Source organism: Leptotrichia sp. SK-5 (genome assembly GCF_055387215.1).
In genome coordinates, this window is sequence record NZ_AP028931.1 from 2,349,723 (window position 1) to 2,376,350 (window position 26,628).

24 protein-coding genes are annotated in these 26,628 nt (G+C 30.5%); 9 read left to right on the forward strand and 15 right to left on the reverse strand.

Annotated features, from left to right (window positions below; all coding sequences use genetic code 11):
• Positions 1–47: 47 nt before the first annotated feature.
• From ACZ5B9_RS11470 to nadN, 3 genes are all read right to left on the reverse strand, one after another.
• Positions 48–1,703, reverse strand: coding sequence for a bifunctional metallophosphatase/5'-nucleotidase (locus ACZ5B9_RS11470; protein WP_464422703.1), 1,656 nt, complete (start codon positions 1,701–1,703; stop codon positions 48–50).
• Between the two features lie 134 nt (positions 1,704–1,837).
• Entirely contained in the window at positions 1,838–2,236 is a 399-nt protein-coding gene (locus ACZ5B9_RS11475; RefSeq protein ID WP_464422704.1) for a MazG nucleotide pyrophosphohydrolase domain-containing protein, read from the reverse strand.
• A gap of 411 nt (positions 2,237–2,647) precedes the next feature.
• Positions 2,648–4,438: an NAD nucleotidase gene (gene nadN / locus ACZ5B9_RS11480; RefSeq protein WP_464422706.1), complete on the reverse strand. Its 1,791-nt coding sequence runs from the start codon at positions 4,436–4,438 to the stop codon at positions 2,648–2,650.
• A 217-nt stretch (positions 4,439–4,655) separates the two neighbouring features.
• On the opposite strand from nadN, the gene ACZ5B9_RS11485 reads away from it, so the two are divergent.
• On the forward strand, positions 4,656–4,925 hold the full coding sequence (locus ACZ5B9_RS11485; RefSeq protein WP_021769459.1) for a hypothetical protein: 270 nt from the start codon (positions 4,656–4,658) through the stop codon (positions 4,923–4,925).
• A gap of 236 nt (positions 4,926–5,161) precedes the next feature.
• On the opposite strand, the gene ACZ5B9_RS11490 is transcribed toward ACZ5B9_RS11485, so the two are convergent.
• From ACZ5B9_RS11490 to ACZ5B9_RS11525, 8 genes are all read right to left on the reverse strand, one after another.
• Positions 5,162–5,470 carry a DUF898 family protein gene (locus ACZ5B9_RS11490; protein WP_021769460.1) on the reverse strand — a complete coding sequence of 103 codons (309 nt, stop codon included), beginning with the start codon at positions 5,468–5,470 and terminating at the stop codon, positions 5,162–5,164.
• A gap of 201 nt (positions 5,471–5,671) precedes the next feature.
• A complete protein-coding gene (gene aphA / locus ACZ5B9_RS11495) occupies positions 5,672–6,394 on the reverse strand; it encodes an acid phosphatase AphA (RefSeq protein WP_464422708.1) in 723 nt (240 codons plus the stop codon).
• A gap of 460 nt (positions 6,395–6,854) precedes the next feature.
• On the reverse strand, positions 6,855–8,273 hold the full coding sequence (locus tag ACZ5B9_RS11500; protein WP_464422709.1) for an NADP-dependent glyceraldehyde-3-phosphate dehydrogenase: 1,419 nt from the start codon (positions 8,271–8,273) through the stop codon (positions 6,855–6,857).
• Positions 8,274–8,502: 229 nt separating this feature from the next.
• The gene (locus tag ACZ5B9_RS11505) at positions 8,503–9,306 is read right to left on the reverse strand and encodes an energy-coupling factor ABC transporter ATP-binding protein (RefSeq protein ID WP_464422710.1); all 804 of its coding nucleotides are present in this window, start codon (positions 9,304–9,306) and stop codon (positions 8,503–8,505) included.
• 56 nt (positions 9,307–9,362) lie between these two features.
• Positions 9,363–9,611, reverse strand: coding sequence for a macro domain-containing protein (locus ACZ5B9_RS11510; RefSeq protein ID WP_464422711.1), 249 nt, complete (start codon positions 9,609–9,611; stop codon positions 9,363–9,365).
• 18 nt (positions 9,612–9,629) lie between these two features.
• The gene (locus tag ACZ5B9_RS11515) at positions 9,630–10,469 is read right to left on the reverse strand and encodes an energy-coupling factor ABC transporter ATP-binding protein (protein WP_464422713.1); all 840 of its coding nucleotides are present in this window, start codon (positions 10,467–10,469) and stop codon (positions 9,630–9,632) included.
• Complete coding sequence (locus ACZ5B9_RS11520; protein ID WP_464422714.1) at positions 10,451–11,203, reverse strand: energy-coupling factor transporter transmembrane component T; 753 nt, start codon at positions 11,201–11,203, stop codon at positions 10,451–10,453. Before ACZ5B9_RS11520 ends, ACZ5B9_RS11515 begins: the two co-directional genes overlap by 19 nt.
• Positions 11,204–11,268: 65 nt before the next feature.
• Positions 11,269–11,853 (reverse strand): ECF transporter S component, encoded by a 585-nt coding sequence (locus ACZ5B9_RS11525; protein ID WP_071124014.1) that lies wholly within the window; start codon positions 11,851–11,853, stop codon positions 11,269–11,271.
• A 519-nt stretch (positions 11,854–12,372) separates the two neighbouring features.
• Here ACZ5B9_RS11525 and ACZ5B9_RS11530 point away from each other — a divergent pair.
• From ACZ5B9_RS11530 to ACZ5B9_RS11565, 8 genes are all read left to right on the forward strand, one after another.
• Positions 12,373–13,032: an amino acid ABC transporter permease gene (locus tag ACZ5B9_RS11530; RefSeq protein WP_464422716.1), complete on the forward strand. Its 660-nt coding sequence runs from the start codon at positions 12,373–12,375 to the stop codon at positions 13,030–13,032.
• Complete coding sequence (locus ACZ5B9_RS11535) at positions 13,013–13,690, forward strand: amino acid ABC transporter permease (RefSeq protein ID WP_464422717.1); 678 nt, start codon at positions 13,013–13,015, stop codon at positions 13,688–13,690. The genes ACZ5B9_RS11530 and ACZ5B9_RS11535 overlap by 20 nt, the downstream gene beginning before the upstream one ends.
• 27 nt (positions 13,691–13,717) lie before the next feature.
• Complete coding sequence (locus ACZ5B9_RS11540; RefSeq protein ID WP_006805538.1) at positions 13,718–14,500, forward strand: amino acid ABC transporter ATP-binding protein; 783 nt, start codon at positions 13,718–13,720, stop codon at positions 14,498–14,500.
• A 58-nt stretch (positions 14,501–14,558) separates the two neighbouring features.
• The gene (locus tag ACZ5B9_RS11545) at positions 14,559–15,824 is read left to right on the forward strand and encodes a dicarboxylate/amino acid:cation symporter (RefSeq protein ID WP_464422719.1); all 1,266 of its coding nucleotides are present in this window, start codon (positions 14,559–14,561) and stop codon (positions 15,822–15,824) included.
• Positions 15,825–15,856: 32 nt separating this feature from the next.
• On the forward strand, positions 15,857–16,804 hold the full coding sequence (locus ACZ5B9_RS11550; RefSeq protein ID WP_464422720.1) for an ATP-grasp domain-containing protein: 948 nt from the start codon (positions 15,857–15,859) through the stop codon (positions 16,802–16,804).
• A 37-nt stretch (positions 16,805–16,841) separates the two neighbouring features.
• A complete protein-coding gene (locus ACZ5B9_RS11555; RefSeq protein WP_464422721.1) occupies positions 16,842–17,690 on the forward strand; it encodes a cysteine ABC transporter substrate-binding protein in 849 nt (282 codons plus the stop codon).
• A 249-nt stretch (positions 17,691–17,939) separates the two neighbouring features.
• Positions 17,940–18,470, forward strand: a complete 531-nt coding sequence (locus tag ACZ5B9_RS11560; RefSeq protein WP_464422722.1) for an OmpA family protein — start codon at positions 17,940–17,942, stop codon at positions 18,468–18,470.
• A gap of 57 nt (positions 18,471–18,527) precedes the next feature.
• Positions 18,528–19,748 (forward strand): IS91 family transposase, encoded by a 1,221-nt coding sequence (locus tag ACZ5B9_RS11565; protein WP_464423964.1) that lies wholly within the window; start codon positions 18,528–18,530, stop codon positions 19,746–19,748.
• Between the two features lie 191 nt (positions 19,749–19,939).
• Here ACZ5B9_RS11565 and ACZ5B9_RS11570 read toward each other — a convergent pair whose 3' ends face one another.
• The 4 genes from ACZ5B9_RS11570 to ACZ5B9_RS11585 form a co-directional block, all read right to left on the reverse strand.
• Positions 19,940–20,698: a copper homeostasis protein CutC gene (locus ACZ5B9_RS11570; protein ID WP_464422723.1), complete on the reverse strand. Its 759-nt coding sequence runs from the start codon at positions 20,696–20,698 to the stop codon at positions 19,940–19,942.
• A gap of 107 nt (positions 20,699–20,805) precedes the next feature.
• Positions 20,806–24,492 carry an LPS-assembly protein LptD gene (locus tag ACZ5B9_RS11575; RefSeq protein ID WP_464422724.1) on the reverse strand — a complete coding sequence of 1,229 codons (3,687 nt, stop codon included), beginning with the start codon at positions 24,490–24,492 and terminating at the stop codon, positions 20,806–20,808.
• A 101-nt stretch (positions 24,493–24,593) separates the two neighbouring features.
• Positions 24,594–25,256, reverse strand: a complete 663-nt coding sequence (locus ACZ5B9_RS11580; protein ID WP_314291302.1) for a potassium channel family protein — start codon at positions 25,254–25,256, stop codon at positions 24,594–24,596.
• 14 nt (positions 25,257–25,270) lie between these two features.
• On the reverse strand, positions 25,271–26,608 hold the full coding sequence (locus ACZ5B9_RS11585; protein ID WP_314015809.1) for a TrkH family potassium uptake protein: 1,338 nt from the start codon (positions 26,606–26,608) through the stop codon (positions 25,271–25,273).
• Positions 26,609–26,628 lie beyond the last annotated feature (20 nt).

Consider the following 26,628-nt stretch of genomic DNA (forward strand, 5'->3'; position numbering starts at 1 on the left):
TTCTCCATTTTTGTGTTTTTTATTTTTATTCCTTCAGAAATTCTAAATTATAATCCAATTATTTCCCAGTTATTATGGCTCTTTCCATCAATTACACCTTTTTTTACATCTCGAATATAGTCAATCATCATATTCTGAATGGTTCCCTTTATATTTCCAATTATTTCTTTTGAGGCCCATAAGACTGGAATTTTCTGACCATCAAAAATACCGCCTTTTCTAGCCAGCTGTTCAAATCTATAGGCATTCATTCCAACTTTTAATTTCATTTCAGGCGTTATTTTAGTTCCATTGACTAACATTAGGTTGGTAATTTTATTGCCTTTTTCGTTTCTTAGATCAATTTTATATTTCACTCCGCCAAAAATATCAAATGTTACATATTTGCCGTTCGCACGCTCTTGATTGTAATGGTATTCGGTATCTCCAGGCCGAATTGTATCAAAATAATCAGCAGCCCATTCCATATAATCTTTTAACTGTTTTCCAGTCATTTCGTAAATTGTAACATCTCCACCTGTGTAACGGTAGTTGTAAACTATGTCTTTTCTCTTAATTTCTCCTTTATCCAGTTTTACATTTTCATAATTATATGCAAATGAAACAACATCTGCTCCACTGTAATAAAGCTCCACATCCGTTATAAACGAGGACATCCCTGTGTCTTTACTAAAGGCAGACGATATGCCGTGATGTTTTTCCTGCGGAATCATATCATTCAATGTTTCGCCAATTTCTTCATCTGCAATTCTGCAAAGCCTATTATGAAACGGCTTGTAAATTTCTTCAATTCTTTTGTCAGATTCTTCATTTTTTACAGAAACAGTTGTAGAATTTTTACCTATCAAGCAAACATTTTTACCAGTAATTTCAAATTTCAAATCCACTTCAGAAACAAAAGTTCCGTATCTGTGAGGCTCTGTAATAAGAACACCGTTAATTATTTCCTTTGGTATATTCTGATGCATATGTCCTGCTATAATCACATCAATTTCAGGTACAGCGTTTGCTAAATCCCTTACTCCAGTTTCAGGAATTCCATTTTCATTTTCAATGCCCATATGTGCCACGACAACAATGGCATTTGCACCTTCCTCTTTCAGTTTTTTTATTTGTTTTTGAGTTTCCTTTATAGGTGACACAAAATAAAAATCCTTCAAATAGCCAGTATCTTCTTCAAACTGTGCCGACATTGGAGTTGATAATCCAATAATTCCTATTTTCACACCATCTTTTTCAATAATTGTCGTTGCATCTAAATATCTATGTTTATCTTTTGAAAAATTAGTATCATTTTCAGCATTTTCATTGTAATACAAGTTGGCAGTTAATTTTTTACATTTCATATCTCGTAAAATATTTGATAGTATTGGCATTCCAAAATTAAATTCGTGATTTCCTGGCACAAAAATATCATATCCCATATAATTTAATATTTTAGGAATAGGATGTTTTGGCGTCATTGAAAATTTTTCTATCCAATTATCCTGAATCGCATCCCCAACTTCAACCAAAATCACATTTTTATTTTTTTCTCTAATTTTTTTGACTAACGTTGAAATTTGTGCATAAGAACCCGACTTATCCTCTTCATCAGCCGCATAGTTCCAAGCAAGCACCCTTCCATGAACATCGCTTGTCCCTAATATTTTTATACTTGTTTCTCGTTTTATTAAAGCAGTATCCGTATTTTCTGTTGTCATAATATCTATATTTCCTTTTCAGTTTTTTATTTTCTATACTTAAATTTTTTAAAAAACATACTAAATCCTCGTAAAATTAAATAAATTTTAGAGTTAAATAAACTATTTATAGATTTTTGAACTACATTTTACATTCATTTTTTCATATTTTTCCATTTTTCTCTAGCTTCGTAAATCGAAAACTCCCTGCCATATTTTACTTCATTCAATTCATCTTTAATATAAAAAATCTTTTCCAAATCAATCTCATAGTCATTCGCAATCGCAATAATATAATAAAAAACATCAAACACTTCTTCTTCGATAGTACCTTTTATATTTTCTCCATTATATCTCACATTTTTTCTAATATTTTCAGCTAATTCTCCAAATTCCTCAATTAATTTTAAAACAAGTCTTTGTCCATTTTCCTTTTTATTCTGCTTAATTTTATCATCCTTTGTTTCATCCAGAGTTCCTTTTTCTATTCTTTTTATCAAATACTGCACTTCTTTAAGTGTCATAGCATCACTGTTATTATTTTTTTTATCCATAAAACTACTTCCTTCTTTTCTAAATTCTTTGGTATAAATACTTAAAATTAATATTTTTATTTTACACAATATACTGTTATTAATGAATTTTTTTTATAATTTTTATGTTTTTATTTTTTTTACAACAAGATAGTTTTATTTCAAGCAAAATTTTGTTAAAGAAAAAATAACTGTTTGAGATTTTGAAATATGTTTTGAATTATACACAGTTATTTCAGTTAAAATAATCTTAGTTCAAAATCGAGTTTTATTTTTTCTTTATAAGAAAGTTTTGCGTAAAGCGGGAGTGCAGAGGTATGGCGTCTGATACCTCTGCGTTAAAAAAACTAATATTAAATAAAAATAAAAAATATTTATTAATCAAAATAATTTTTAATCAAAGTGTCATTTGTTTTTAAATTTTTTAAAAAATTAGTATTTGAAGATTACGTTTGTAGATTTTGGTTTTCCTATTTCTTTTTTCTCTTTCAAATAGTCAATAAATATTTTAGTATCGCTTAAATGAGTATCTCTTCCACGTTTTTGGGATGTGATTTTTCCTAATGTTGTGTAGCCGTCTTTTCCTTTGGCGATGTAAGAGTTTACAGCTAACATATATGTTTTTTTAGCGTCAATTGGCACCCATTTGTTTGCTTTAAAGTCGAATACTTCTATTTTTTTGACTCTTGTACCAAGTGTTCCTTCTTTTGTAGCTTCGTATCTAATTCCTGCACCATAAGGGAATGCACCGCTTGAACCTCCATTTAGAACATAGTCAATTGCGTCTTCTAATGTCTGTTTCACTTCTGCACCTGTAATGTCTGTTATAAATACTGTGTTTGAAGTAAATGGCAGTAATGAATATGCCAAATCATAAGTGAATACACCTGGATTTAATGTGATTCTTACGTTACCTGCGTTTCCAATTACAAAGTCAACGTTTCCAGTTCCTGTATTTCTTAATTTATGTAAAACTGATTCAGCTACAAGTGTTGTTGCAAAAGAACCGTCTTTATTGTGAGGTCCTGGTACTCTGTTGTCTGAACCTCCTGGAATTTCTTCTGTAATTTTACCAATTGTACGTTTTCCAAGTTCTGTTTTTTCTTTTTGGTATCTTTCGAGAAGCTTTGCTAAAGCTGGATCATTTTTGATGGCAGCTATATTTTTATTGTTTTTTATTGAATTTAAAATTTCATTTTTTTCTTTTGCATCTAACTGAACTGCCTTCCCTTCAGCATTTTTCACTTCAAAAAAATCATCTCCAATTAGAACTTTCGGCGTTGGGATTAATTCGGTAATTACGCCATTCTTGTCAAATTTTGCTTTCATTTGCCCTAATAAATACGAATAATTCCATGCTTCTGCAATATAAACTGGATTTCCGTTAGGCGAATTTACTTTTTTAGGGTAATCCTCTTTTTCAGGAACTAATCCAAATTGTTCAAATTCTTTCCCTAATAAATAATGAGTGTCCCCAGTTATGATCAAATCAACTCCGTCAACCTTCTCCCCAATTTCCACATTTTTTTCGTATCCTGAATGGGATACAATTATTATTTTATTTATTCCTTTGCCTTGCAGCTCATTTACATATTTTCTCGCTGTTTCAACTTCATCAAGGAATTTAATGTCATCTCCCGGACTAGAAGATTCCTTAGTTTTTTTCACGACATCCAGTCCAATAATTCCGATATTTTGCCCACCAACATTTTTTATCATATATGGTTTCCATTTTCCTTCCAGAATGCTTCCTTTATCAGGCACAACATTTGCAGAAACTACTGGTATTTTCAAGACATCTAAAAATGATCTTAAAAGTTTGTTTCCATCGTCAAATTCGTGATTTCCCAATGTAAAAACATCAAAATTTATTGCATTCATAAGCTCGGCATCAGCTTTTCCTTCAAATAATGTGTAATAAAGCGTCCCTGTCAGCGCGTCTCCTGCGTGGAGTACAAGAGTATTCTTATTGCCTTGTCTAAAATTTTTGATTGCCTGTGCCACTCTTGGCAATCCTCCAATATGTACCGTAACAGTTTTTCCATTGAGTTTAAGAGGCATTTTTTCCTCTTCCAGATGTGAATGGTGATCGTTAATGTGAGCTACATTCAGCTCAAATGAAGTTGATGGACTTTGTTTTTTTGCCCTTTGAATTGTTTTTGCCTCCAAACCTGCTGTAGAAAATAATGAGACTGCCAGTCCCAATAACATTAATTTTTTCATAACTTTTCCTCCTTGAAAAAAATTTGTATTTCTCAGTATAATTATAACTTGATTTCCTAAAAAAATCACTAAAAAAATAAATTTTTATAAAAACATGGATTTCAAATAAATTTTACAACATTTTAAAATAAAATAATGTTATAATCTATAATATAATTTTTGGGAAAAATTATCATTGAAATAAACTTTATCAAATCAAAAAGAAGGAGATGATATAATGAATATCAAAAATTTTATGAAAAAACTAATTTTAATCCTGGGAATACTTGGTATTTCAGTTACTTCATTTTCAGTAACTAGGAGAAACAATAAAGTTGTGTATGTAAAAAGAGAACCAAGAAGAAGAGTAATAAGAAGAAGATACATCTTTATAAGAGTACCAAAAAGAAGAACTAACAAAACTGTATATGTAAAAAAAGAACCTTCTCGTAGACAAAGACAAGCAAGAATAGCTGCTGGAAGAAGAAGATCAGCTAGAAGAAGATAATTTTTTAACTTTTAATAAAATAAAACAAGAGGCAATCCATAACTATACCTCTTGTTTTTTTATAATTATTTTTTTAATACTATTCCGCCTTTAAATAGCGAATGTTTAATAAATTTTGAATTACATACTCTAGTAAAGCATTAAAACTTTTTGTCCTTAATATAGTTTATATTTTGTAATAAATTTCGAGTAAAATCAAGAAAAAAGACTAAAATAATCCGCCTTAAGTTAATAAATTAATTTAAAAAAGTTGTATTTTTTACTTTCCACTGTTCTAATTTAATATGAACCCAAAATCCGTATATTCCTAATGTTACTATTATTAGCAATAACCATTTTATCCAATTACCAAACAAACCTACTGCATTGCCATTAAATTTTAATCTTTTACCTTCAACAACAGTATGATTTATTTTCCAACCATAAATCATGCACAATGCCCACGGATAACAAATTCCAAACGTACAAGATGTTATAAGAGAGCCTAAAATAATCCACCCAATGTAACTAAGCAGCCCACCGTCAAAATAACTTTTATTTTCCATAATTCCTCCTTATAATTTTAAATTAATTATAACACAAAATATTAATTTATCAAATTTGTATTCAAATAAAAACAGCAGGAAAGATACAGTATTCATATATTTGGTGTATATTATAGCCATACATTCCTATATTTTTTCCAAAATAAAAATCAGAAGTATCTTTTTATACTTCTGAAAATGTTTGTTATAAACTTTTTTATTTTACCATGCAGAATTTATTAGAACTTCTTCTCCATATCCACCATTCATTTTTTGTGGATTTGTAGAGTTATAAGCTCTTTGAACTCTTATTCCTCTTATTCCTAATTCTCTTGCAGCTAGGATATCATCGTCACTGTCACCGTAGTGGATTGAAACATTGTGTTTTTTGATGTAGAATGATTTGTCATATTTGTAACCACCTGTTGGTGTGTCAGCTGTATATTCTACGTAAACTTCTTTTGGTAGTTCAAAGTATCTTTGCAATGTTTTTGATAATTTTGTTGAAGTGTAGTTTTTACCTTTTGAGTGCCCAGTTCTTCCTGTAATGAAAAATACGTTATCTCCTCTTTCCAAGTGCATTTTGATAAGATCTTTTGCAGATTGTTTTGGAATTGAATGTTCATCTCCGTTTTCAGCTACATAATCCCAGAATTTCTGATTGTACAGGTAACTTACAGCACCTCTCTTGTCTCCCGGAATTTGAAAATAATGCTGTCCATAAATAAAATATCCGCTTGAGTGAAGCAATGTATCGTCAATGTCAAAACTTACATTAATCGGCCCTTTTCCCTCCAGACTTTTCTTAATGTCGTCAACAGACACAAAATGAACAGCCTTCTGAACTTTATCTGTTGAATAAAATCCCTCATGAGTATAAGGAACCTTTGGTCCTGCCGCAAATACTACAGATGCGGCAAACAAAAATAATAATGCCTTTTTCATAACATTTCCTCCTATATATTTTTTATTTTTTTAAATATAATTTTATTCCATTTTTCAAACCATTCTCTTTTTTTTCTCTAAAAATTTTTCCAAATATACTTCTAAATTTCTTACTTTATCTCTTGGAGAAAGTACATCCTCTGGTCTAATGTACATCAAAAATCAAGTCTTTTCTTTGAATTATCCTATTCTTAAAAAAATTTTTGCTATTTTATAGGTTTACAACCTATAAATTCTCCCTTTGCTGTATAAGTGCATATATTCCCTGATTTATCTTCCATTTTTTTGGGAATTTTAAAATAGGAGCAACTTACAGATGCTAATGTAGATAAAACCAATATTATAAATATCTTTAACTTTTTTATAGGAAAACCTCCTGAAAAATAGTTTGTTATTTAAAATTTTAAAATTAAAAGTCAAAAAAAAGATGTTCTCCCAAAAGAAAACATCTCTCCAATTCCTATATATCAAATACAATAGATTTAACCCTTGTCATGCTTTCTATACTATATTTTATTCCTTGAACTCCTGCTCCTGAGCCTTTGATTCCTAAGAATGGGAAACTGTCAGGCCCTCTTTGAGTCTTGTTATTTATATGTACTGTTCCCACTTCCAGTTTTTCAGCGATTTCAAATGCCAATGGGAAATTTTTTGTGAATACTGCTGATTGAAGTCCATATTCTGATTTGTTTGCAATTTCTACTGCTTCATCTGCAGAGTTTACTCTGATAATTGGCAATACTGGTCCAAATGGCTCTTCCCAGGCAATTCTCATATCAGTTGTTACATTGTCAAAAACTACTGGCCATATTAAGTTTTTTTCTCTTTTTACTGTTGTCAACGCTTTTGCACCTTTTTCCTGCGCATCTTTTATCAATCCTTCAATAAAGTCTGCTGATGGAGTGTCAATTACTGTTGTAATATCAGCATTATCAAAAGGATCTCCCACAGTTAATTTTTCAACTTGAGCTTTTATCAAGTCGGCTAATTTATCTGCAACAGAATCCATTACAAGCACTCTTTTAATTGCAGTACATCTTTGTCCAGAATAGCTGAATGCCCCTGCTACAATGTCTTTTGCAGCTTTTTCTAAATCAGCGTCTTCCAACACTATTCCAGCGTCTTTTCCACCTAATTCAAGCATAATTGGACGCATTCCAGCAAGTTTTCCAATTTTTTTACCAATTGGTGTACTTCCTGTAAAGTTTATAAAATTCACTTCCTCATGTTCAATCAAATAATCTCCTATTTCAGAACCTTTTCCAGTTACAGAGTTAAATACTCCCGCTGGAATTCCAGCTTCTGCAAATACTTGAGTTAATAGCAATCCACTAATTGAACCTTGTGTAGGTGGCTTGAAAATTACTACATTTCCTCCAATTAACGCTGGCGCGATTTTAGATGCTGACAAGTTTACTGGATAGTTAAATGGTGCGATTGCGAGCACAACTCCAACTGGCTCTCTTTTTACTGCCCCATATTTTCTCTTGCTTCCAGCTTCAAATCCACCGCCGTTTACAAATTCACCTGTGATTCTAAGTCCTTCTTCTGCAGCATATCTAATCAAATCCGCTGTTCTTACTATTTCTGAAATAGCAGCCTTAATTCCTTTTGCAACTTCTTTTGCCAAATTTTCCCCAATTTTATCTTTATCTCTTTCAAGAATATCCGCAGCCTTATTCAAATAAGCTGCTCTTTCCACGGCCGACAATGCTCTCCAAGCAGGCAAAGCCTTTCTAGCAGATTCCATAGCAAAATCAACTTCTTCTCTTGACATAGCCGGCACAGTTCCAAGCTCTTCACCATTGATAGGCGAATAAATAGTTATTGTATTTTTAGAGTCTTTCCACTCTCCATTTACTAAATTTTTATAATTCATCAAATATACCTCCTTATTTTGTTTTTCTATATTTTATATTTTAGCATATATTTTTCATAATTAATATAGTTTTTTTCATATATTTTACATTTTAAACTTTCTTAAAAAAATTAAAAAAATCTAACTGATTATTAAAATAAAATATTATATGCTAATTACAAGAAAATATTAATAAATAAGTGGAAAAAATCCTCTATTTTAGTTCAAAAAATAATTTATTCACCAAAATTTACTTTCTATAATTGTCCACAAATTCCTCCACAGACAAAACCTTTCCATTCATTTCTATTTCCTTAGACAGATCACTAAGATATGGCTGTTTCACCATACTTTTCTCCAATGTATCAAATTGCCAGAAAATATCACGTTTATCTCCATCAGCGATAACTTCTCCATTTGTCATTACGATTACCCTGTCAAAGTTTTTTACTACAAATTCCATATCATGAGTTATTGTAATTATAGTTTTCCCTTGCTTTTGAAGTTCGTCAATCAAATTATGCAAAACTCTCATTCCTCTAAAATCCTGCCCTGCTGTCGGCTCATCCATTACAATAACGTCTGAACCCATTGCAATTACTGCGGCTATTGTAACAAATTTTCTCAAGGAATACGGCAAATTATACGGATTTTCCTTTTGATATTTTTCAAGTTCCGTTAATTTTATGGCGTTTTCCACCATTGTTTTTGTTTCATCAGGAGAATATTTTAATTTTTTTGCTCCAAAGGCTATTTCATCGTAAACATTGTTATGAAATATCTGATCCATTGGATTTTGAAAGACATATCCGACTTTCTGGCTCATTTTGGCAACGGTATATTTCTTTGTATTCCAGTCATCTACAATCACATCTCCATTTACTGGCTTCAATAGTCCATTTAACATTTTTACCATTGTCGTCTTTCCAGCACCATTTTGCCCAATAATTGCTACTTTCTCCCCTTTTTTTACTTCAAGAGAAACGTCATTAAGTACATTTTCCGTACCATTAGGATATTTAAAATTCAAATTTTTCACAGTAATAAAACTCATAGTTTTGTCTCCTTTAAAAATTTTATTAAACAATTTATCTTTAAATATTTATTTTTTTATAAAATCCCTTTCTCTTCCAGTAATTTTTGATAAATCTCAAAATTTTCATTTTCAAAACATACAAAATTTACTTTTTCTATAAAATCATTTTTCTCCAAATATTCTATCACAGCATTAATAGCCGTTTTTGCAGCTAAATCTTTTGGAAATCTGTACACTCCTGTCGAGATATTTGGAAAGGAAATATTTTTCAGTTTATTTTTTTCAGCCAATTCTAAACTTGAAATATAGGCTCTTTTTAACAATTTTTATTTTTTATTACTTTATTTTTTCAATAATTCCACTGTCTTTTCCTTGGTTATAGGAATTTCTTTAAGCTCAACTTTTCCTGCTTTTTCAAGTTCATAGGCAAGTATAGAATACTGTGTCATTCCAATTTCCTTTTCTAGCAAGATTTTATTATTTAAAACTTCTTCCGCTTTTCCACTTAAAATTATCTCCCCTTCATCAAGAACAATGATATTTTGGGCATATTCTGCAATAAGTTCAAGTTTATGTTCAACCAAGATTATTGTTTTTCCTTCATTTGCCATTAAATTTATAATTTTGAAAATATCTTCTGTTCCTTTTGGATCAAGCTGTGAAGTTGGCTCGTCAATAACCAGAATATCAGGATCCATTGCGATAATTGAGGCAAGTGCCACTCTCTGCTTTTGTCCGCCAGATAAATCGTACGGATTTCTATCACGTAGCTTTTCAATTTCAAGCAGTTTCAATATTTTTTCAACTCTAGAAATTATTTCTTCTTTGTATAAACCTAAATTTTCAAGTCCATAAGCAATTTCATCAAAAACAGTATCTTTTACTCCACTAATTTGCGTAAACGGATTCTGAAAAACAAACCCAATCTTCTGCACAAGTTCCTTTTGAGAATAATCCTTCAGTTCTTTATCTTCCAGCATTATTTTCCCTGTCAGTTCCCCTTTATAAAAATCAGGTACAAACCTCCTTAACATATTACAAAACGTCGTTTTCCCGCTCCCATTTTTTCCGATTACAGCCCAAAATTCGCCTTTTTTTATCTCGATATTAATATTTTTCAAGGCTTGCTTATCTTCAAGCGGATATTTATAGTTCACATTTTCTATTTTGAAATAACCCATAAAACCCTCCACACAATACATAGCACTATAAAAATAGCCAGCATAATTTTCATAATTTTATCATTTTTTGTTTCTTCTATATCATTCAATATTGTCCGCTTTTCTCCAATCGAAAACCCACGTGCCTCCAGCGTAATCGCTCTTTCTTCAGTATTTAAAATAGAAGATAGCACTAATGGCACAAATACTGGTAGTAAAGCTCTCGTTCTCACAAAAATATTTCCTTCTGTTTCCACACCTCTTGAACGCTGTGAATCCAAGATTACGCCAGCCTGTTTCCCCATTTCTGGTATCATTTGTAAAGTTAAAAGTAAAATGAATGCCATTTTGGGATTTATTCCCTTTTTTTCTAATGCAGTTATAAAATCTCTTACTGGCGTAATTAAAATTAGTAGTGTAATTGGTGTTACAATAGCCCATAATTTTGATGTGACAGCAATTGCTTTAAATAAACCTTTTTTGTAAATTATAAAAATCCAGATTTTTGCAAATATCTCTTCTGACACAAATAATAAACTTTGAGCTAAAAATACTACTAACGTTAATAAAAATAAGCTTAAAAAGGCTCTTTTAACATAAATTCCTAATTTCCCGTATAAAAAGGCAAATATTCCACAAATTATAAAAAGTAAATATCCATAAATATTATAAGGAATGATAAATCCTGATATAATGAGTGTCAACACTAAATAAAACTTTGTCAAAGGATATAAATTTTTTAAAAAATTATTCATATTTTCTCCATTTTTCTCATTAATTTTTTAAAGAGATAAAATTCTCTATTTTAAAATAAAATTTTTTATTTTATATAATTTTCTCCATATTTGAATTTTATCAAGTATCTATCTGACATACTTTTTACAATTATAACAGCAATAATTATTGTCAATGATTTGTCTATGATTTCTGACACAAAAGTCGCCATTATTACAGAAAAAACTTCTCCAAATCCTAATTTTATTAAAGATGATGCAACAAACCCAGTTCCATCTGGTGTAATTCCTTTGTAAACTAAAATTGTAATTACTGTATTTGCAATAACAGTCGTTATAGTTAGTGACAATATTAACAGCACAATTTTTATAACGATGTTTTTTATCTTTAACTTTGTCAGATTTCCAACAACAATAGCAATAAGTATCCCAACTGGTAAAAATGCTAAATTTACTGGATTAAATCCACCTGTTGCAATACTTGTAATTATTGCAGTCACTGATCCTACCCATGGTCCTGCAACAAGACTTATAAATACTGTCCCAATAGCATCTAAAAATAATGGTAATTTTAGAGAACTTACAATTAATGAACCTGTAAAATTAATAGCTACCGCTACTGGTATCAACAAACTTGACATTAAAGAAAAATCCTCTTTTAAACTTTTCATTTTTCTGCCTCCTTAAAATTTTATTTACTATATTTTAAAACATATTTTTGAATATTTCAACCTTTGGAGGAAAGTTTTGTTATTTTTTTAACTATCTCTATTAAATAATGTTTATCTTAATTTTTATTTCAGTTATTCAGGTTAAAAGATATTTTTTCTTATTTTATATATTCAAGTTTATCTTAAGCAGTTAAATTACACGCTATCTCCCTACACTCTGACTTCTCGAATTTTAATTTTTCACTAAAAAATAGCTTGTTTAAAATTTTCTATTCAAAAATATCCTTATGAACTTTGAAACGTATTTTGAAAATTATAGTAGCAATCAAATAAAAAATTAAACGACTTAAATATTTTAGACTTAGGAAAGGTTTCTTACTCTGTTAAATTAATAATATGTGTATATACAAAAATAAATCTTTACAAATAAAATTTTTTGTAGTATAATATTTTTATATACAAATATAAGAGATAAAAAAGTAAAATATACAACAACATTCTTAGAAAGGAAAGACAAAAATGGACTTTAATTTTATAATAGAAAATATTCCTAAATATTTAGAAGCAATGAAATTGACTGTGACTATAGGAATTTTTGGAATTATATTTTCAATATTGATTGGAATAGTTTGTGCATTGGTGCTTTATTATAGAGTTCCAGCTGCTAGGCAGATTGTGGAAATTTATATTGAACTTTCGAGAAACACGCCGCTTGTGATACAGCTGTTCTTTCTGTATTTTGGGCTTCCAAAAATTGGGATTACGTTTAATTCGCATATTTGTGCTGTGATTGGGTTATCTTTCCTTGGTGGAAGTTACATGTGTGAGGCATTTCGGAGCGGATTGGAGTCAGTTACGAAAGGGCAGAGGGAATCTGGGCTAAGCATTGGGCTTACAGAATCACAGCTTATAACTAATGTAATATTGCCACAGGCATTTACAGTTTCGTTTCCAGCGATAGCGGCAAATATAATATTTCTTTTGAAAGAAACTTCAGTAATAGGGATTTTGGCTTTAATGGAACTGATGTATTTGACACGGGATTTGATAGGGCTTTATTATAAAACGAATGAAAGTCTGTTTATGCTTGTTGCAGCATATTTGATTATTATTTTACCAGTTTCGTTTGTTTTAACAGTAATTGAAAGGAGAATAAGATATGCAACTGTCGGGAATTGATGTTATTTTTAAAGGAGTCAATTTGCAAAGGCTTATGGGCGGGCTTATTGTAACAGGACAAATTGCCCTTGTTTCCATAGTGTTTTCGATATTGCTCGGATTAATCCTAGGAATAGTTATGACTTCAAAAAATAAGGTTATTTATGGAGTATTGAAATTTTATCTGGAAAGTATGAGAATCATTCCCTTGCTTGTGTGGCTGTTCATAATTTATTTTGGAGTTGCAAAAGGCTTTGATTTGCATATTGACTCAGAAACTACGACAATAATAGTGTTTGTGATATGGGGAACGGCTGAAATGATGGATATTGTGAGAGGAGCAATTATTTCTCTTCCAAAAATTCAAGGAGAAAGTGCAAAGGCTTTGGGGCTTGATACAATTCAGGTTTATAGATATGTGCTGCTTCCGCAGGCAGTAAGAAGAATTGCACCTGCAGCGGTAAACCTTATAACAAGAATGATTAAGACAACTTCACTTGCGATTTTTATAGAAGTTGCAGAAGTTCTAAAAATAGGACGGCAAATTATAGAGTTTTCAAGCAGGAAAAATCCGATGGCACCATTTTGGGTGTATCTGTTCATATTTTTTCTATATTTCATAATTTGTTATCCAATTACATTATTATCAAAAAAAATGGAGAAAAAATGGGCTGTTTAAAAAATAAAGGAAACGGAGGTAAGCAAAATGGCAGATTCGGAAGTTTTATTGGAACTTTCTGATATAAAAAAAGAATATAAAAAAGGCATACCCGCACTAAAAGGAGTTTCGCTTTCAGTAAATAAAAGCGAGGTTGTAGTAATATTAGGACCTTCTGGATGTGGAAAAAGTACGCTTTTAAGATGTGTAAACGGACTTGAAGAAATTCAGTCTGGAGAAATAAAATTACAAGGAAATGTTATTAATAAAGACAAGACAAAATGGCACTTAATACGCCAGAGAATAGGAATGGTGTTTCAAAGTTACGAATTATTTGATCACATGACAGTTATGCAAAATCTTCTGTTAGGACCGCTTAAAGTACAGAAGAGGGATAAAAAGGAAGTTACAGAACAAGCAGAAAAACTGCTGGAAAGAGTAGGGCTTCTGGATAAAAAGAACTCATATCCAAGAGAACTGTCAGGAGGACAAAAGCAAAGAATAGCAATTATAAGATCGCTATGTATGAATCCAGAAATAATGCTGTTTGATGAAGTTACAGCGGCACTTGATCCTGAAATGGTAAGGGAAGTGCTGGATGTAATGCTGGAATTGGCAAAGGAAGGAATGACGATGATAATCGTTACTCATGAAATGGAATTTGCTAAAGCGGTTGCGGATAGAATAGTGTTTATGGATTCTGGAGAAATCGTTGAAACAAATTATCCGCTGGAATTTTTTAGGAATCCAAAAACTGAAAGGGCTAAAAAATTCTTAAATATATTTAATTTTGAAAAGAAAGATAAGGTGGAATCAGCTTTGTTGATATAAATAAAAAATTTAATAAAACAATTTAGTGAATGCTAATTGTTGAAGGGAGAATGAAAGTATGAAAAAATTATTAGGATTTAGAAAATTGAATTTATTGGCACAGATATTGATTGGTGCGTTATTAGGAATTTTGGTTGGACAATTATTTCCGTCGTTTGCGAAAGAGTTAAAACTACTGGGAGTGCTGTTTACAAGTTTAGTTCAGATGGTTATTGTGCCGCTTGTATTCCCGCTAGTTGTTTTGTCAATAGTTACAATGAAAAATACTAAAAAGTTTGGAAATCTTGCATTTAAGACATTTTTACACTTTTTCTCAATTACAACGTTAGTAATCACGCTTAGCCTTATTTTAGGGAAAGTAACAGGAATTGGTGCAAATATAAAAGCTGGAAGCATTTCCACAGAAGCTATTAAAGATGTTGCTTCTAACATTAATTTGAGCGATTTCTTAACATCAATTGTACCTAAAAATGTATTTACAGCATTTGCAGATGGAAATCTTTTACCGGTTATATTTTTTGCAGTATTTCTAGGAATTGCCTTAATTGCTGTTGGAGATGACAATAAACCTGTTATAGCATTCTTTGAATCTTGGATAAAGGCTATGTATAAGATTGTAGATTATGCCATTGCATTTGCACCTGTGGGAGTGTTTGGGCTGATTGCAAGCAATGTCGCAAAAACTGGACTTGGAGATTTGTATTTATTAGGACAGTTTGTACTGCTTCTTTATGTTGGATACTTGGCAGCTTTATTAGTCGTATTTCCGATTATTGCATACATATTCAAAGTTCCTTATTTAAAATTATTATCAAATATTAAGGATTTGGTGCTAATAGCCTTTACAACAGGAGGTTCTGCAGTAGTTTTACCGACACTTCTTGAACGTAGTGAAGAAAATGGAATATCTGAATCAGTTTCAGCTTTTGCTACACCGCTTGGATATTCATTTAATCTTATTGGAGCCTGCATTTATATAAGTTTATCAGTAACATTTATAACAAACTTGTACTCAACTCCGCTTACATGGGGTCAATTAATACCGTTAATATTATTTTTGACAATAATTACAAAGGGAATTGCGGCAGTTCCATCCGGAGCATTGGTTGTACTGCTTGCAACTGCGGCGCAGCTTAATTTACCTGCAGAAGGCATTGCCCTGATTGTATCAGTTGACTTTTTGGCAAATGCTGGACGTACAGCGGTAAATGTAGTTGGAAACACGCTTGTTCCTGCGATTATTGAAAAAACTGGAGAATATGAAGTTGTGGAAACAGAGGAAGTATATGCTGGGCTTCGAGAAAATGCAGCTGTAGTTGAATAAACTTTAAAAATAAAAATAGAAAGGATGAAAATATGTCAAAAGTATATATAATTCATGAAAATATGGATTGGACAAGGCATCTGACCGCAAGGCTGGATGAATTGTCAGTTCCTTATGAAGAACTGGATTTGTCAGAAGGAATATTAAATATAGGAAAAGAGCCTGAAAAAGGCGTGTATTATAACAGAATGAGCGCTTCTTCACATACAAGAGGGCACAGATATGCACCAGAATTAACCGAGCAAGTATTAACATGGCTGGAAAACAAAGGAACAGAAGCAGTCCGTGTAATTAATGGAACATCTGCAATAAATCTTGAAGTGAGCAAGCTGAAACAATACATCTTACTGCAAAAGGCAGGGATAAATACTCCAAAAACATTGGGAGCTGTGGGAAAAGAGCAAATCTTAAATGCTGCAAAGGAACTTGACACATATCCTTTTATCATAAAGCACAACAGAGCTGGAAAAGGGCTTGGGGTAAGGCTTATAAGAAGTTATGAAGAACTTGGCAATTATGTAAATGGAAATGATTTTGAAGATTCTGTCGATGGAATAAGCTTGATTCAGGAATATGTGAAGCCTGTGGATGGGCATATCATAAGAGCTGAATTTATAGGTGGAAAATATCTTTATGCCGTAAAAGTTGACTCAAGCGATGGATTTGAACTGTGTCCAGCAGATTCGTGCCAGATAAATGATAAATTCTGTCCTGTAGGAGAAGAAGCTGCAGAAAAAACAAAATTTAGAATTATCGAAAGATTGCCAAAAAATCAAATCGAAAAATATGAGAAATTTTTGAAAGAAAACCACATAGATGTGGCGGCAATAGAGTTTATCATAAATGAAAACAACGAAGTTTTTGTTTATGACATAAATACAAATACTAACTACAACGCCGATGCTGAAAAAATAGCTGGGAAATATGCTATGTTGGAACTAGCTAAATATTTGAAAGATGAATTGGGAAAATTGGGATAAGAAATAACAGAAATATTAAATAAACTTGGAGGTAATTATGAAAAAGAATTTTGAAGGGCTTGTAAAAATTATTGCAATTTTAGTTTTAGGAGTATTTGCAATAAGCTGTGGAAAAGGTGGAAAGGGAAGCGCTGAACCAGGATCAATTGAGGCAATAAAAAAAGCAGGAAAAATAAGAATAGGAGTATTTGGAGATAAGCCGCCATTTGGATTTGTTGATGAAAATGGGAAAAATCAAGGTTATGATGTTTATTTGGCAAAAAGACTTGCGAAAGATTTATTAGGTGACGAAAATAAAATAGAATTTATCACATTGGAAGCTGCAAACAGAGTGGAATATTTATTATCAAATAAAGTTGACATTATTCTAGCAAACTTTACAGTAACAGACGAAAGAAAACAAAAAGTTGATTTTGCAAAACCTTATATGAAGGTATCATTAGGGATTGTTTCGCCAGAAGGTGCTCCAATAAAAGATGTGAAGGAGCTGAAAGGTAAAAAATTAATAGTCAACAAAGGAACAACAGCAGAAATTTACTTTACTAAAAATCATCCAGATATAGAATTATTGAAATATGACCAAAACACAGAGACATTTAACGCATTATTAGATAAAAGGGGAGCTGCGCTTGCACACGATAATACTCTAGTATTTGCATGGGCAACAGAAAATCCGGGATTTGTTGTGGATATTAAACAGTTAGGGGAACAGGACTACATTGCTCCAGCTGTAAGAAAAGGGAACAAGGAATTATTAGACTGGCTAAATACTGAAATAGATGCTCTTACTAAGGAAGGGTTCTTTGAAAAAGCGTATAAAGCAACTCTTGAGCCTGTTTACGGAAATAAAGTTGATCCAAAAACAGTAATTATCGAAAATAAATAGTCTAGATTATATAAATTTTCTTATTTAAAATGCTCTAAATATTACTTTAGAGTATTTTTATTATTTTGATTGAATTTTTAATAAATTATCTACCATAATAAAAACTTCTATATTTTCAAAAATTATTTATAAAATTTTAAAAAAACACTATGAAAATTAAAAAAAATATGTTACAATTAAATGCAATAAAGGAAAGTATAATTTAAATATAATAAAAAATATAAATAAAAAAGGAAAAGAGGTTAAAATATGGAGAAAAAATCAAAAATTACAGCAATGCTATCTGTATTATTAGTTTCTGCTCCGACTACAGCTAAAAAACTTACAACATCAAATTTACGTGATAATGCGATGAGAACCGCTGCTGTTGAAGTTGATGGAACAGAAATAGAACAATTAGAGATAGCAAAAGAAGAAAAGGATGCTAATAATAATAACGTTATAGTACTAGACACAAATCAATTAAAATTTGATTTTAACAGTGCCACAATAAAAGAAGAGTATACTCCAATATTAGAAAAATTGAAAAACTATATAGAAACTAAGAATGAAAAAATTTCAATTACCGGATATACTGATTCTAAAGGTACTAAAGAATATAATAAAGAATTATCCCTACGAAGAGCTGAAAGTCTTGAAGAAAAATTAATCGAATTAGGACTTTCTCCTGAAAAAATTATTGAAACAAAAGGAAATGGCGACAACAATCCGATTGCTTCAAATGATACAGAAGAAGGAAGATCAGCCAATAGACGTATTGAAGTTCGATTTGTCAATTAATAAAATAATAAAAAAAGCCGAATAGAAATTCGGCTGATTTTTTTGTATAATATATTTATGACAAACATTACACAAAATAAACTGAAATATATTTTCAGTGACAACAATATTTTACTAGATTCCTTAAAATTTTGCAAGAAAAATAATATTGGCAACAGTCACCTTGAATATATTAAACTTTCCATTGATAAATTTCTTGCCTGCAGGGATATTTCAAAAGGTTTTCTCAAGTTCAAATGTCCTCACTGTCCTGTTACACATTTATTCCCTATTACCTGTAAGTCTAAACTCTGTCCTTCTTGTGGTTACAAGTATTCTATGACATGGTCTGAAAATATTCAAAAACATATTCTCGATATTGAACACCGACATGTCCTTTTTACTATCCCTGAAGAATGCAGAAAGTTCTTCTTTTATGACAGATCTCTTCTGTCAAAACTTTCTGCCGCTGTTAACCAGGTATTCAAGTTCGTCTTTCACAATATCAGCAGGAAAAGAAAAAGAAAAAACAAAATTTCTGAACATTCCAAATATTACTTTACTGATTCCGATATTGTACATTACGGTCTCATTTCTGTCATTCATACTTTTGGCAGGGACTTGAAATGGAACCCTCATGTTCATGCCATTGTTTCATTAGGAGGTTTCAATAAAAATCTTGAGTTCAGGAAAATGAGATACTTCAACGTTGACACTATTGCCGGGCAATGGAAATACCATGTCCTTAAAATTATTGAAAACGGCAGCTATCCCAGCAAGAAGATTGAGAAAGACGCTAGAAATACTGCTACGAAGCTTTACAAGGAAAACAGAAGGTTTTTCTTTAACGTTGGAAATGGCGATATTAACAGCACAAAAGGCATTATTAAATATCTTGGACGATACCTTGCACGTTCCCCCATTGCTGAATACAAGATTACTGACATTACTGAAAAGGAGGTTACTTTCTTTTTTAACGACCTAGCTAATAATAAAAAGAAAACTTACATTACTATGCCTTCTGAGAGATTTGTTTCCCATATTTTAATTCATCTACCTCCTAAAAACTTTAAGATGGTAAACCGCTACGGATTTTATTCAAGACATATTTCTGACAGGCTTAAAGAGACAATTGACGCTTTCAGAAAAAATATTGTCGTGTCAAGATATTCATTTTATCAAAGGCAGATGTACAAGACTTTCGGGATGAATCCTTTTTACTGTCCAGCATGCAAGGTTAAAATGATTGTATGGGAATTTTATCATTACAGATATCCGCCCCTCAAAAAATACTATTAATATTTTATTAATCCAACTAGGTTGGATATTTTGTCGTAGACATTTATATATTTGTTTGACAAAAGAAGAGGAAAAGAGGCTGACGCCTCTTTTAAAATTATCAAATATATCAGTAAATAACTAAAAAATATGAATTTAATTTCCTTATAAATTAAAAAAGCCAAATTTAATAGATCTGGCTTTTTTGTTTACTATAATTTACTTAAATAATCAGCTACTTCCCTTACAAGATTTTCGTCTGTTTCTAAAATTTCAAATTCACTAAATTCCTTTAACCCCATATTTACATTTTCTTTTCTATACTTCATACTGCTTTGTTTTATTCTTTTTCCAGAAAAATGGAAACTAGTCGCACCTGTAAAATTTACTATTTCATCAATATTTTTAATATTTAATCCAGCTCCAACAAGTATTTCAGTTTTATTTTTACTATTTTTAGTTGAAATTTTTACTAATTCTTTTAATAACTTTTTTCCTCTTAGGCAATCTTGTGATTGTCCAGATGTTAATATATTCTGAACTCCCAATTCTTGTAACTGATAAAATGCCTTTAACGGTTCTCTACACACATCAAAAGCTCTATGGAATGTAATTGGAATATCTTGAGCTCCCTCTATAAATTTTTTCATATTATCCAAATCAATTTCTCCATTTTTAGTCAAAATTCCTACAACTATTCCATCAACTCCCAGTTTTTTAAACATTTTTATTTCATTTTTTATAATATTTACTTCATAATCTGAATACAAAAAATCTCCAAATCGAGGACGTATTAATACGTTTATTGGAATATCCACATTCTTTTTTACTTCTTCAAATAAACTTTTTGTAGGTGTAGTTCCTCCAATTATTAAATTACTGCATAATTCTAACCTTGTGGCTTTACCTCGTTCAGCATTTATTGCTGATTCCACACTATCTACACATATTTCAAGAGTATATTTTTTCATTTTTTTATCTCCTATAATAATTTGATTTTAGAATATTTAAATACGAAAAAACATTAGAAAATATCGGTTTCCTAATATTTCTAATGCTTATTTCAGTATTGTATATTTTATAATCCGGCTCCAAATTCAAATCCTTTTCCAGAATATTTAAACTGTGCATTTTTTTCTGGGAATGGTGTTACCCCAAATTTTAATGAAACTACTGGATAGTATCCTAACTTTTTATTGCTTGGTTTATCCCATTTCATTCCTGCTCCAATTTCCCATTCAATATTTTCAAATCTATGACTTAAAGTTGCCATTCCTAAAGTTAATTTATTAACTTTTGTTGCATACCATGAACTTTCATAAATCTCTGGATCAGAAGATTTTGGTGCTCCATTTTGTACATATTGAATTTTTCCTCCAACCCACCAAGGCTTATCAGGATCATTTGAAAACATGTATTTTCCTTCAAATTCATGTTTTCTAAAATCAAATGTACTATTACGAGTTGCATTATTTCTATAAATTCGATCAGGTCGTTCCATTATGAAAGCATATCTAACAAACATCTTTTCCAAATATCCTGCTTCAACCTTAAATGTTAAATCATTGATTTTGTCAAATCCTTTCATTCCACTTGGATTAGCTGCATCAGAACCATCTATTTGCATATCCATCCCAATTTGGAAATATTTTTTCTGGCTTCTTAAATTTTGAAGTTTTGAATTAAAATCATTTAGACTAAATTTATTTTGACGATAATTTTCTTCTTCTACATAACTCTTGTATGCTTCTTCTTCCTCACTGCTCAAAAATAATCTATCGTTACTATCTACCAAAATTTTATCAATTGAATTTTTATTGGCATTATTAATAGAAAATTCTTGAGTATTTGAATTCCTTACCATACTTGTATTTTTTATTTGATTCTCAGTTGTATCAATTTCAGTTTCTCTATTTTTTTCCTTTTCTTTTTTATCTAAATCAGCTGCATATCTAGGTTTGGCATTATTTTCATATTTATATAGAAATCCTATTGTTGTGTAATCATTCCCACGAATATATCTATCATCCGAAGTAATAATCGGAGTATTATTTAAATCTCTATATACCTTTTTACCAAATCCAAAGTTTATTTTAAAATAATGGTCTGATTCAAATTTCTTATTTTTCATTTTTGAAGTATCATAAACAAATCCTAATCTATGATAATTCGTTTTTAATTTTAATGCTGGTAAACCAAAAGTTGCTGTATTTCCATAAATATCGTTTGCTTTATTTACTGAATTAGTGTATTCAAATCCCCACTCATTAAAGTTGACTCCAAAAGTTCTTTCCTTTAAAGATTCCTTATAAACTTTTTGATTCCATCCAAGACTTGTGTTGTATGGAAATAGTTGTTTATTTTTTTCATTAAATCTGTATAAAAAATTATCTCCAGCATCAGATAGATAACCATATTGAACTTCTCTGTTAAAATCTCTTTCAGATTTAAAATTCTCAAACTCATACTGCTCATTATTTGAAAAATCAAGACTTACAAACCTTTTATTTGCAATATCAGCCTTAAAATAATTTCTAATATATCTATTTTTTAGCCAATTATCTTTAAAATGTCTATCGTCCCTCATTGTCAAGTTATAATTAAATGTTACATTTCCAATTTGATATTTAAAATCATCTCTAAGTCCCAATGCATTTGTCGGAATTTCTACAATGTCAAAACCATCATACATTGCTCCTCCAGCTGTAGTCTTTTGGAAGGTAACTGTTGCATCGTTTGTAACTTTCACATCATATTTATTATTTTTTTTCGATGTATTATCAAAAAGTGTTGTAAATAATCTTGTATCAAGAGTAAAAATTCTCATTGATGGACTTTGTTTTATACTTTTTCCACTTGCATCTCTTGCAACTTTATAACCAGTTTGTGAATCTAAATCTTCCACTTTTCGTCCATTTCTAAATTCAGGCACTGGTAAACTGCTGTAATCACGATTCTCAAATGCCAAATTATAACCAATAAATGAATTTTTTAGTGGAATATCAATTCTATCATTACCTGTATTGAATCTTTGCGATCTATATTTTTCATAAAGAATTTTTTTAGGACGCCGAATTATTTCATTATCCTGATATATTTTATAAATCCGACTTTCATCAGTTGTTGCAGAATTTAAAAATAACGAATTATAATTTTCATTATCACGTGTATAATCATACTCGTATTCTTTTTTTCTTATATCAACTTGTTTTACTTGTGCACCAAAATAAAGAGTATTTGTCAAATTTTGATAACCTGTTTTAGGCTGGTATCCAAAAAAATCACTCTCTCTAAATGGATAATAATTTCCAAAAGTTAATCCCCATTCTTTTCTTTTGTCATACGCAACATTCTGAACCCAATGAACTGTACTGTCTTCACCTCTATCACGCATACCAAGAAGTTCTCCATATTCATCCTTGTCAGAGTCTAAATAATCCAATTTTAATTTAGGTCCTCTAAAATCAATTCCATAGCTTCTCTTTTTTCTATAGGAATTCAAATCTCCTATATATCCTGGATTAATATCACGAAAATCCTCATTGTCAATTGTTATTGAAACATTTGAATTTCCATTCGTATACTTTATGCTTTTATATAAATCAACGTCAGTTTTACGTGGATCTAAATTATCTGCTTCTACAATTTTGTCATTTATCTCTGTCAATGCTTTAAGAGCATGTTTATTCTGTGTCCAGTAATATTTCGCATTAAATTCACCATTTTGTCCAAGTTCCTGATTAATATTGAAATCCCAAAATCCAATATGACTATACTTATCAACAAAATCTGTATAATCATCTTTTAACTCATTTCCATTAATAGCATACATTAAATTTGTTGTAATATTTTGATAATTCAAATTCCAGATTCCATAACCTGCGTCATAAAATTGTCTATCTTCCTTAGCTTTTTTAGGAGTATTTTTAACCTTGTGATTCCATTTAAAATCCCATTCTTTTTTATGATTTCCGATAGGGACAACAACTCTATTTACAAATATATTTCCTGAATTATTTCCCCAAAAAGCATAATCATTTGAAAATTTTAAAGCTAGCTTTTGCTTTGTACTTAACTCAAAATCTACAAATCCCTGTGCAAGAGGTCCTAAATCATAATCAAACCCCATAATTCCAAAAAGCCCTCTGTCACTATCCATCCCAACATACGGAAATAATGTTGCCCGTTGCGAAGCAGGTTTTAACGAAGTTACATAATATGGTAATTTAAACCAAGTTTTTCCTCCTGCAAAAAAACCTATGTTTCTTGCAATGGCTTTTCTATTTGGGTAAATTTCCAGCTCATCTGCATTTATTTTGTAGCTTGGATTTTCATAAGGGCTGGTTGTAAACCAACCATTTTTTATAAAAATTATCTTATTTCCTTGAGCTAGCGTTTCTTCTCCACCATAACGCAGTTTAACATTTGAATCATAACTTTCTGAATTAAATATTTTTGCTAATTTTGTATCCATATCAAAAATAAGGTTATCAGCTTTTATAATTTGAGAACCTTGAATAAATTCAACATTTCCAGATCCTGAAAGAATGTTTTTATTGGCAATCTTTTTTAATTTATCTGCATTTATTGTAAAATCTCCATATTTTACAGTAACATTACCTTCGGTATTTATTTCTTCTGTTTCCAGATTAATTGTAGATTTTTCTGTTTCCAGTTCTATAACTTCTCCAGCAGCATTTAACTTGCCAAAAAGTATAATATAAAACAGTAAAATAAACAATATTTTATATCTCATTCTTTTCATTTTTTCAACCTTTTATACATTAGATTTTTGCTAAATTATACCATACTTTTATACCTATAACAATTTATTTTACATTTGAAAGGCTTTAATTAAGTTTTTTACTACAAAACGTATTTTTTCCCAAATAACATCATTTTTTCTATATTTGCGATAACTAATAGTACATTATTTTCTCTTATTATAGTATTTGGAAGTGGCATAATATTTAGTTCTTTTTCATCTTTTATCCCGATAATATTCATTTCATATTTATTTCTCAAATTTAATTCTATAAGATTTTTTCCATCAAAATCCTTTGGTGCTTTTATTTCAAACACTCTATATTTTTCTGAAAATTTAAAATGTTCCGTTATATTGGGCCTTATTACCCCAAGTGCTGTTTCCTTGGCCATCGTTTCTTCTGGATAAACAACGGAAGTTGCACCAATCTTTTTTAAAATTTTCCCCTGTAATTCATTTTTTGCCTTACAAATGATAGTTTTTATTCCCATTTCCTTTAAAATTACCGTAACAAATACACTGGACTGGGTATTATCTCCAATGCAGACAAAAGCAGTGTCAAAGTCATCATTTATTACTTTCCTGATTGAATTTTCGTCTGTCACATCCAATGTAATTGCATCACTTGCGATTTCATCATCAATTACCTTTTGTACACGCTCTTCCCTTTGATCTATTGCCAGTACCATTTTACCATTTTCATATAATGTCTGAGTTACACTTCTACCAAATGTTCCAAGCCCAATTACTAAATATCCTGCCATTTTTCACCTCTTCCTTATCCTATCAAAATGTCTTCCTTTGGATAAACATATCTTCCTTTTGGATTTTTCATTCTGGACAAGGCCAATGTTATTGTTAGTGGCCCGACTCGTCCAACAAACATCGTAATCATAATTAACAGTTTAGAAATACTCGATAATTGCGGCGTTAAATCCCGTGATAATCCCGCCGTTCCAAAAGCAGATACCAGTTCAAATCCTAATTCTATAACTCTTATATCCTCCAGCCAAATTAATAAAAATAATACTACAGCAACATACATAATTGATATAAAAACAATAACCATAGCTTTATTATATATTTTCCAGCTGATTCTTCTCTTGTTGTATTCTAGATGTTCCTTATTTTTTATAGTTGTAACTATTCCAAAAAGTATCAATCCGGCTGTAGTAGTTTTTATTCCACCACCTGTTGAGCCAGGTGAGGCTCCAATAAACATTAATACTACAAACAGAAAAACTGTAGGTTCCCGCAGTTCAGCTATGGAAATTGTATTAAATCCAGCCGTTCTTGTTGTTACACTTTGAAAAAAGGCAGCTCCTATCTTTTCAAAAAATGGCAATGTTCCTAATGTTTTATTGTTTGAATATTCTAGGATAAATGTTATAATTGTCCCAAATATGATTAGAAAAATTGACATTTTTATAGCTATTCTTGTAGTAGTAGTAAGCCTTTTATCTTTTTTTAGAAAATATTGATAAATATTAAGAATTGCTGCAAAACCTATTCCGCCTAAAAAAATTAAGACAGGAATTACAGTGTTTATTATTATACTATTTTTAAAATCACTTAAATTATTTGAAAATAATGCAAACCCGGCATTACAAAATGCGGAAATAGAATGAAATATAGCATAATAAGCCGCTGTCTTATAATCAAATATTTTTATAAATTTTAAAAATAATATTGCAGCCCCGATAATTTCTATTATAAAAACCGTAGTCAAAACTTTTTTTACAAATTTTTGTATCTCAAATGTTGTATTTGTGTTTATATCTTCCTGTATCAATTTTTTAGTAAAATATCCAACTTTTTTTGAAATCATTGTTACAACTATTGTTGAGAATGTGATAATTCCAATTCCACCAAGCTGAATTAATACCATAATAACTGTTTTTCCAAATAAATTATAGACTTTGCTTACATCATTTACTGTAAGTCCTGTTACACAGACAGCTGACGTTGCCGTAAACATACCCTCAAGTAAATTTGTTTTTTGTCCATTTTCTATTGCAATTGGCAAAGAAAGCAAAAAGCCGCCTATTAATATAATTATTACGAATGATACTAAAATTACGGTGTAAGGGGAAATTTCCTTTTGTTTTCCTATCATCAGAATCTCCTAACTTTCTG

Excerpts from the sequence above, each read along its gene's own strand:
- ACZ5B9_RS11560 (WP_464422722.1), top strand. The coding sequence starts at position 17,940 with ATGGAGAAAAAATCAAAAATTACAGCAATGCTATCTGTATTATTAGTT.
- aphA (WP_464422708.1), bottom strand. The coding sequence starts at position 6,394 with ATGAAAAAGGCATTATTATTTTTGTTTGCCGCATCTGTAGTATTTGCG.
- ACZ5B9_RS11585 (WP_314015809.1), bottom strand. The coding sequence starts at position 26,608 with ATGATAGGAAAACAAAAGGAAATTTCCCCTTACACCGTAATTTTAGTA.
- nadN (WP_464422706.1), bottom strand. The coding sequence starts at position 4,438 with ATGAAAAAATTAATGTTATTGGGACTGGCAGTCTCATTATTTTCTACA.
- ACZ5B9_RS11575 (WP_464422724.1), bottom strand. The coding sequence starts at position 24,492 with ATGAAAAGAATGAGATATAAAATATTGTTTATTTTACTGTTTTATATT.
- ACZ5B9_RS11550 (WP_464422720.1), top strand. The coding sequence starts at position 15,857 with ATGTCAAAAGTATATATAATTCATGAAAATATGGATTGGACAAGGCAT.
- ACZ5B9_RS11525 (WP_071124014.1), bottom strand. The coding sequence starts at position 11,853 with ATGAAAAGTTTAAAAGAGGATTTTTCTTTAATGTCAAGTTTGTTGATA.
- ACZ5B9_RS11580 (WP_314291302.1), bottom strand. The coding sequence starts at position 25,256 with ATGGCAGGATATTTAGTAATTGGGCTTGGAACATTTGGTAGAAGTGTA.
- ACZ5B9_RS11555 (WP_464422721.1), top strand. The coding sequence starts at position 16,842 with ATGAAAAAGAATTTTGAAGGGCTTGTAAAAATTATTGCAATTTTAGTT.
- ACZ5B9_RS11530 (WP_464422716.1), top strand. The coding sequence starts at position 12,373 with ATGGACTTTAATTTTATAATAGAAAATATTCCTAAATATTTAGAAGCA.
- ACZ5B9_RS11470 (WP_464422703.1), bottom strand. The coding sequence starts at position 1,703 with ATGACAACAGAAAATACGGATACTGCTTTAATAAAACGAGAAACAAGT.
- ACZ5B9_RS11505 (WP_464422710.1), bottom strand. The coding sequence starts at position 9,306 with ATGAGTTTTATTACTGTGAAAAATTTGAATTTTAAATATCCTAATGGT.
- ACZ5B9_RS11485 (WP_021769459.1), top strand. The coding sequence starts at position 4,656 with ATGAATATCAAAAATTTTATGAAAAAACTAATTTTAATCCTGGGAATA.
- ACZ5B9_RS11490 (WP_021769460.1), bottom strand. The coding sequence starts at position 5,470 with ATGGAAAATAAAAGTTATTTTGACGGTGGGCTGCTTAGTTACATTGGG.
- ACZ5B9_RS11535 (WP_464422717.1), top strand. The coding sequence starts at position 13,013 with ATGCAACTGTCGGGAATTGATGTTATTTTTAAAGGAGTCAATTTGCAA.
- ACZ5B9_RS11570 (WP_464422723.1), bottom strand. The coding sequence starts at position 20,698 with ATGAAAAAATATACTCTTGAAATATGTGTAGATAGTGTGGAATCAGCA.
- ACZ5B9_RS11520 (WP_464422714.1), bottom strand. The coding sequence starts at position 11,203 with ATGAATAATTTTTTAAAAAATTTATATCCTTTGACAAAGTTTTATTTA.
- ACZ5B9_RS11540 (WP_006805538.1), top strand. The coding sequence starts at position 13,718 with ATGGCAGATTCGGAAGTTTTATTGGAACTTTCTGATATAAAAAAAGAA.
- ACZ5B9_RS11545 (WP_464422719.1), top strand. The coding sequence starts at position 14,559 with ATGAAAAAATTATTAGGATTTAGAAAATTGAATTTATTGGCACAGATA.
- ACZ5B9_RS11515 (WP_464422713.1), bottom strand. The coding sequence starts at position 10,469 with ATGGGTTATTTCAAAATAGAAAATGTGAACTATAAATATCCGCTTGAA.
- ACZ5B9_RS11500 (WP_464422709.1), bottom strand. The coding sequence starts at position 8,273 with ATGAATTATAAAAATTTAGTAAATGGAGAGTGGAAAGACTCTAAAAAT.
- ACZ5B9_RS11475 (WP_464422704.1), bottom strand. The coding sequence starts at position 2,236 with ATGGATAAAAAAAATAATAACAGTGATGCTATGACACTTAAAGAAGTG.
- ACZ5B9_RS11565 (WP_464423964.1), top strand. The coding sequence starts at position 18,528 with ATGACAAACATTACACAAAATAAACTGAAATATATTTTCAGTGACAAC.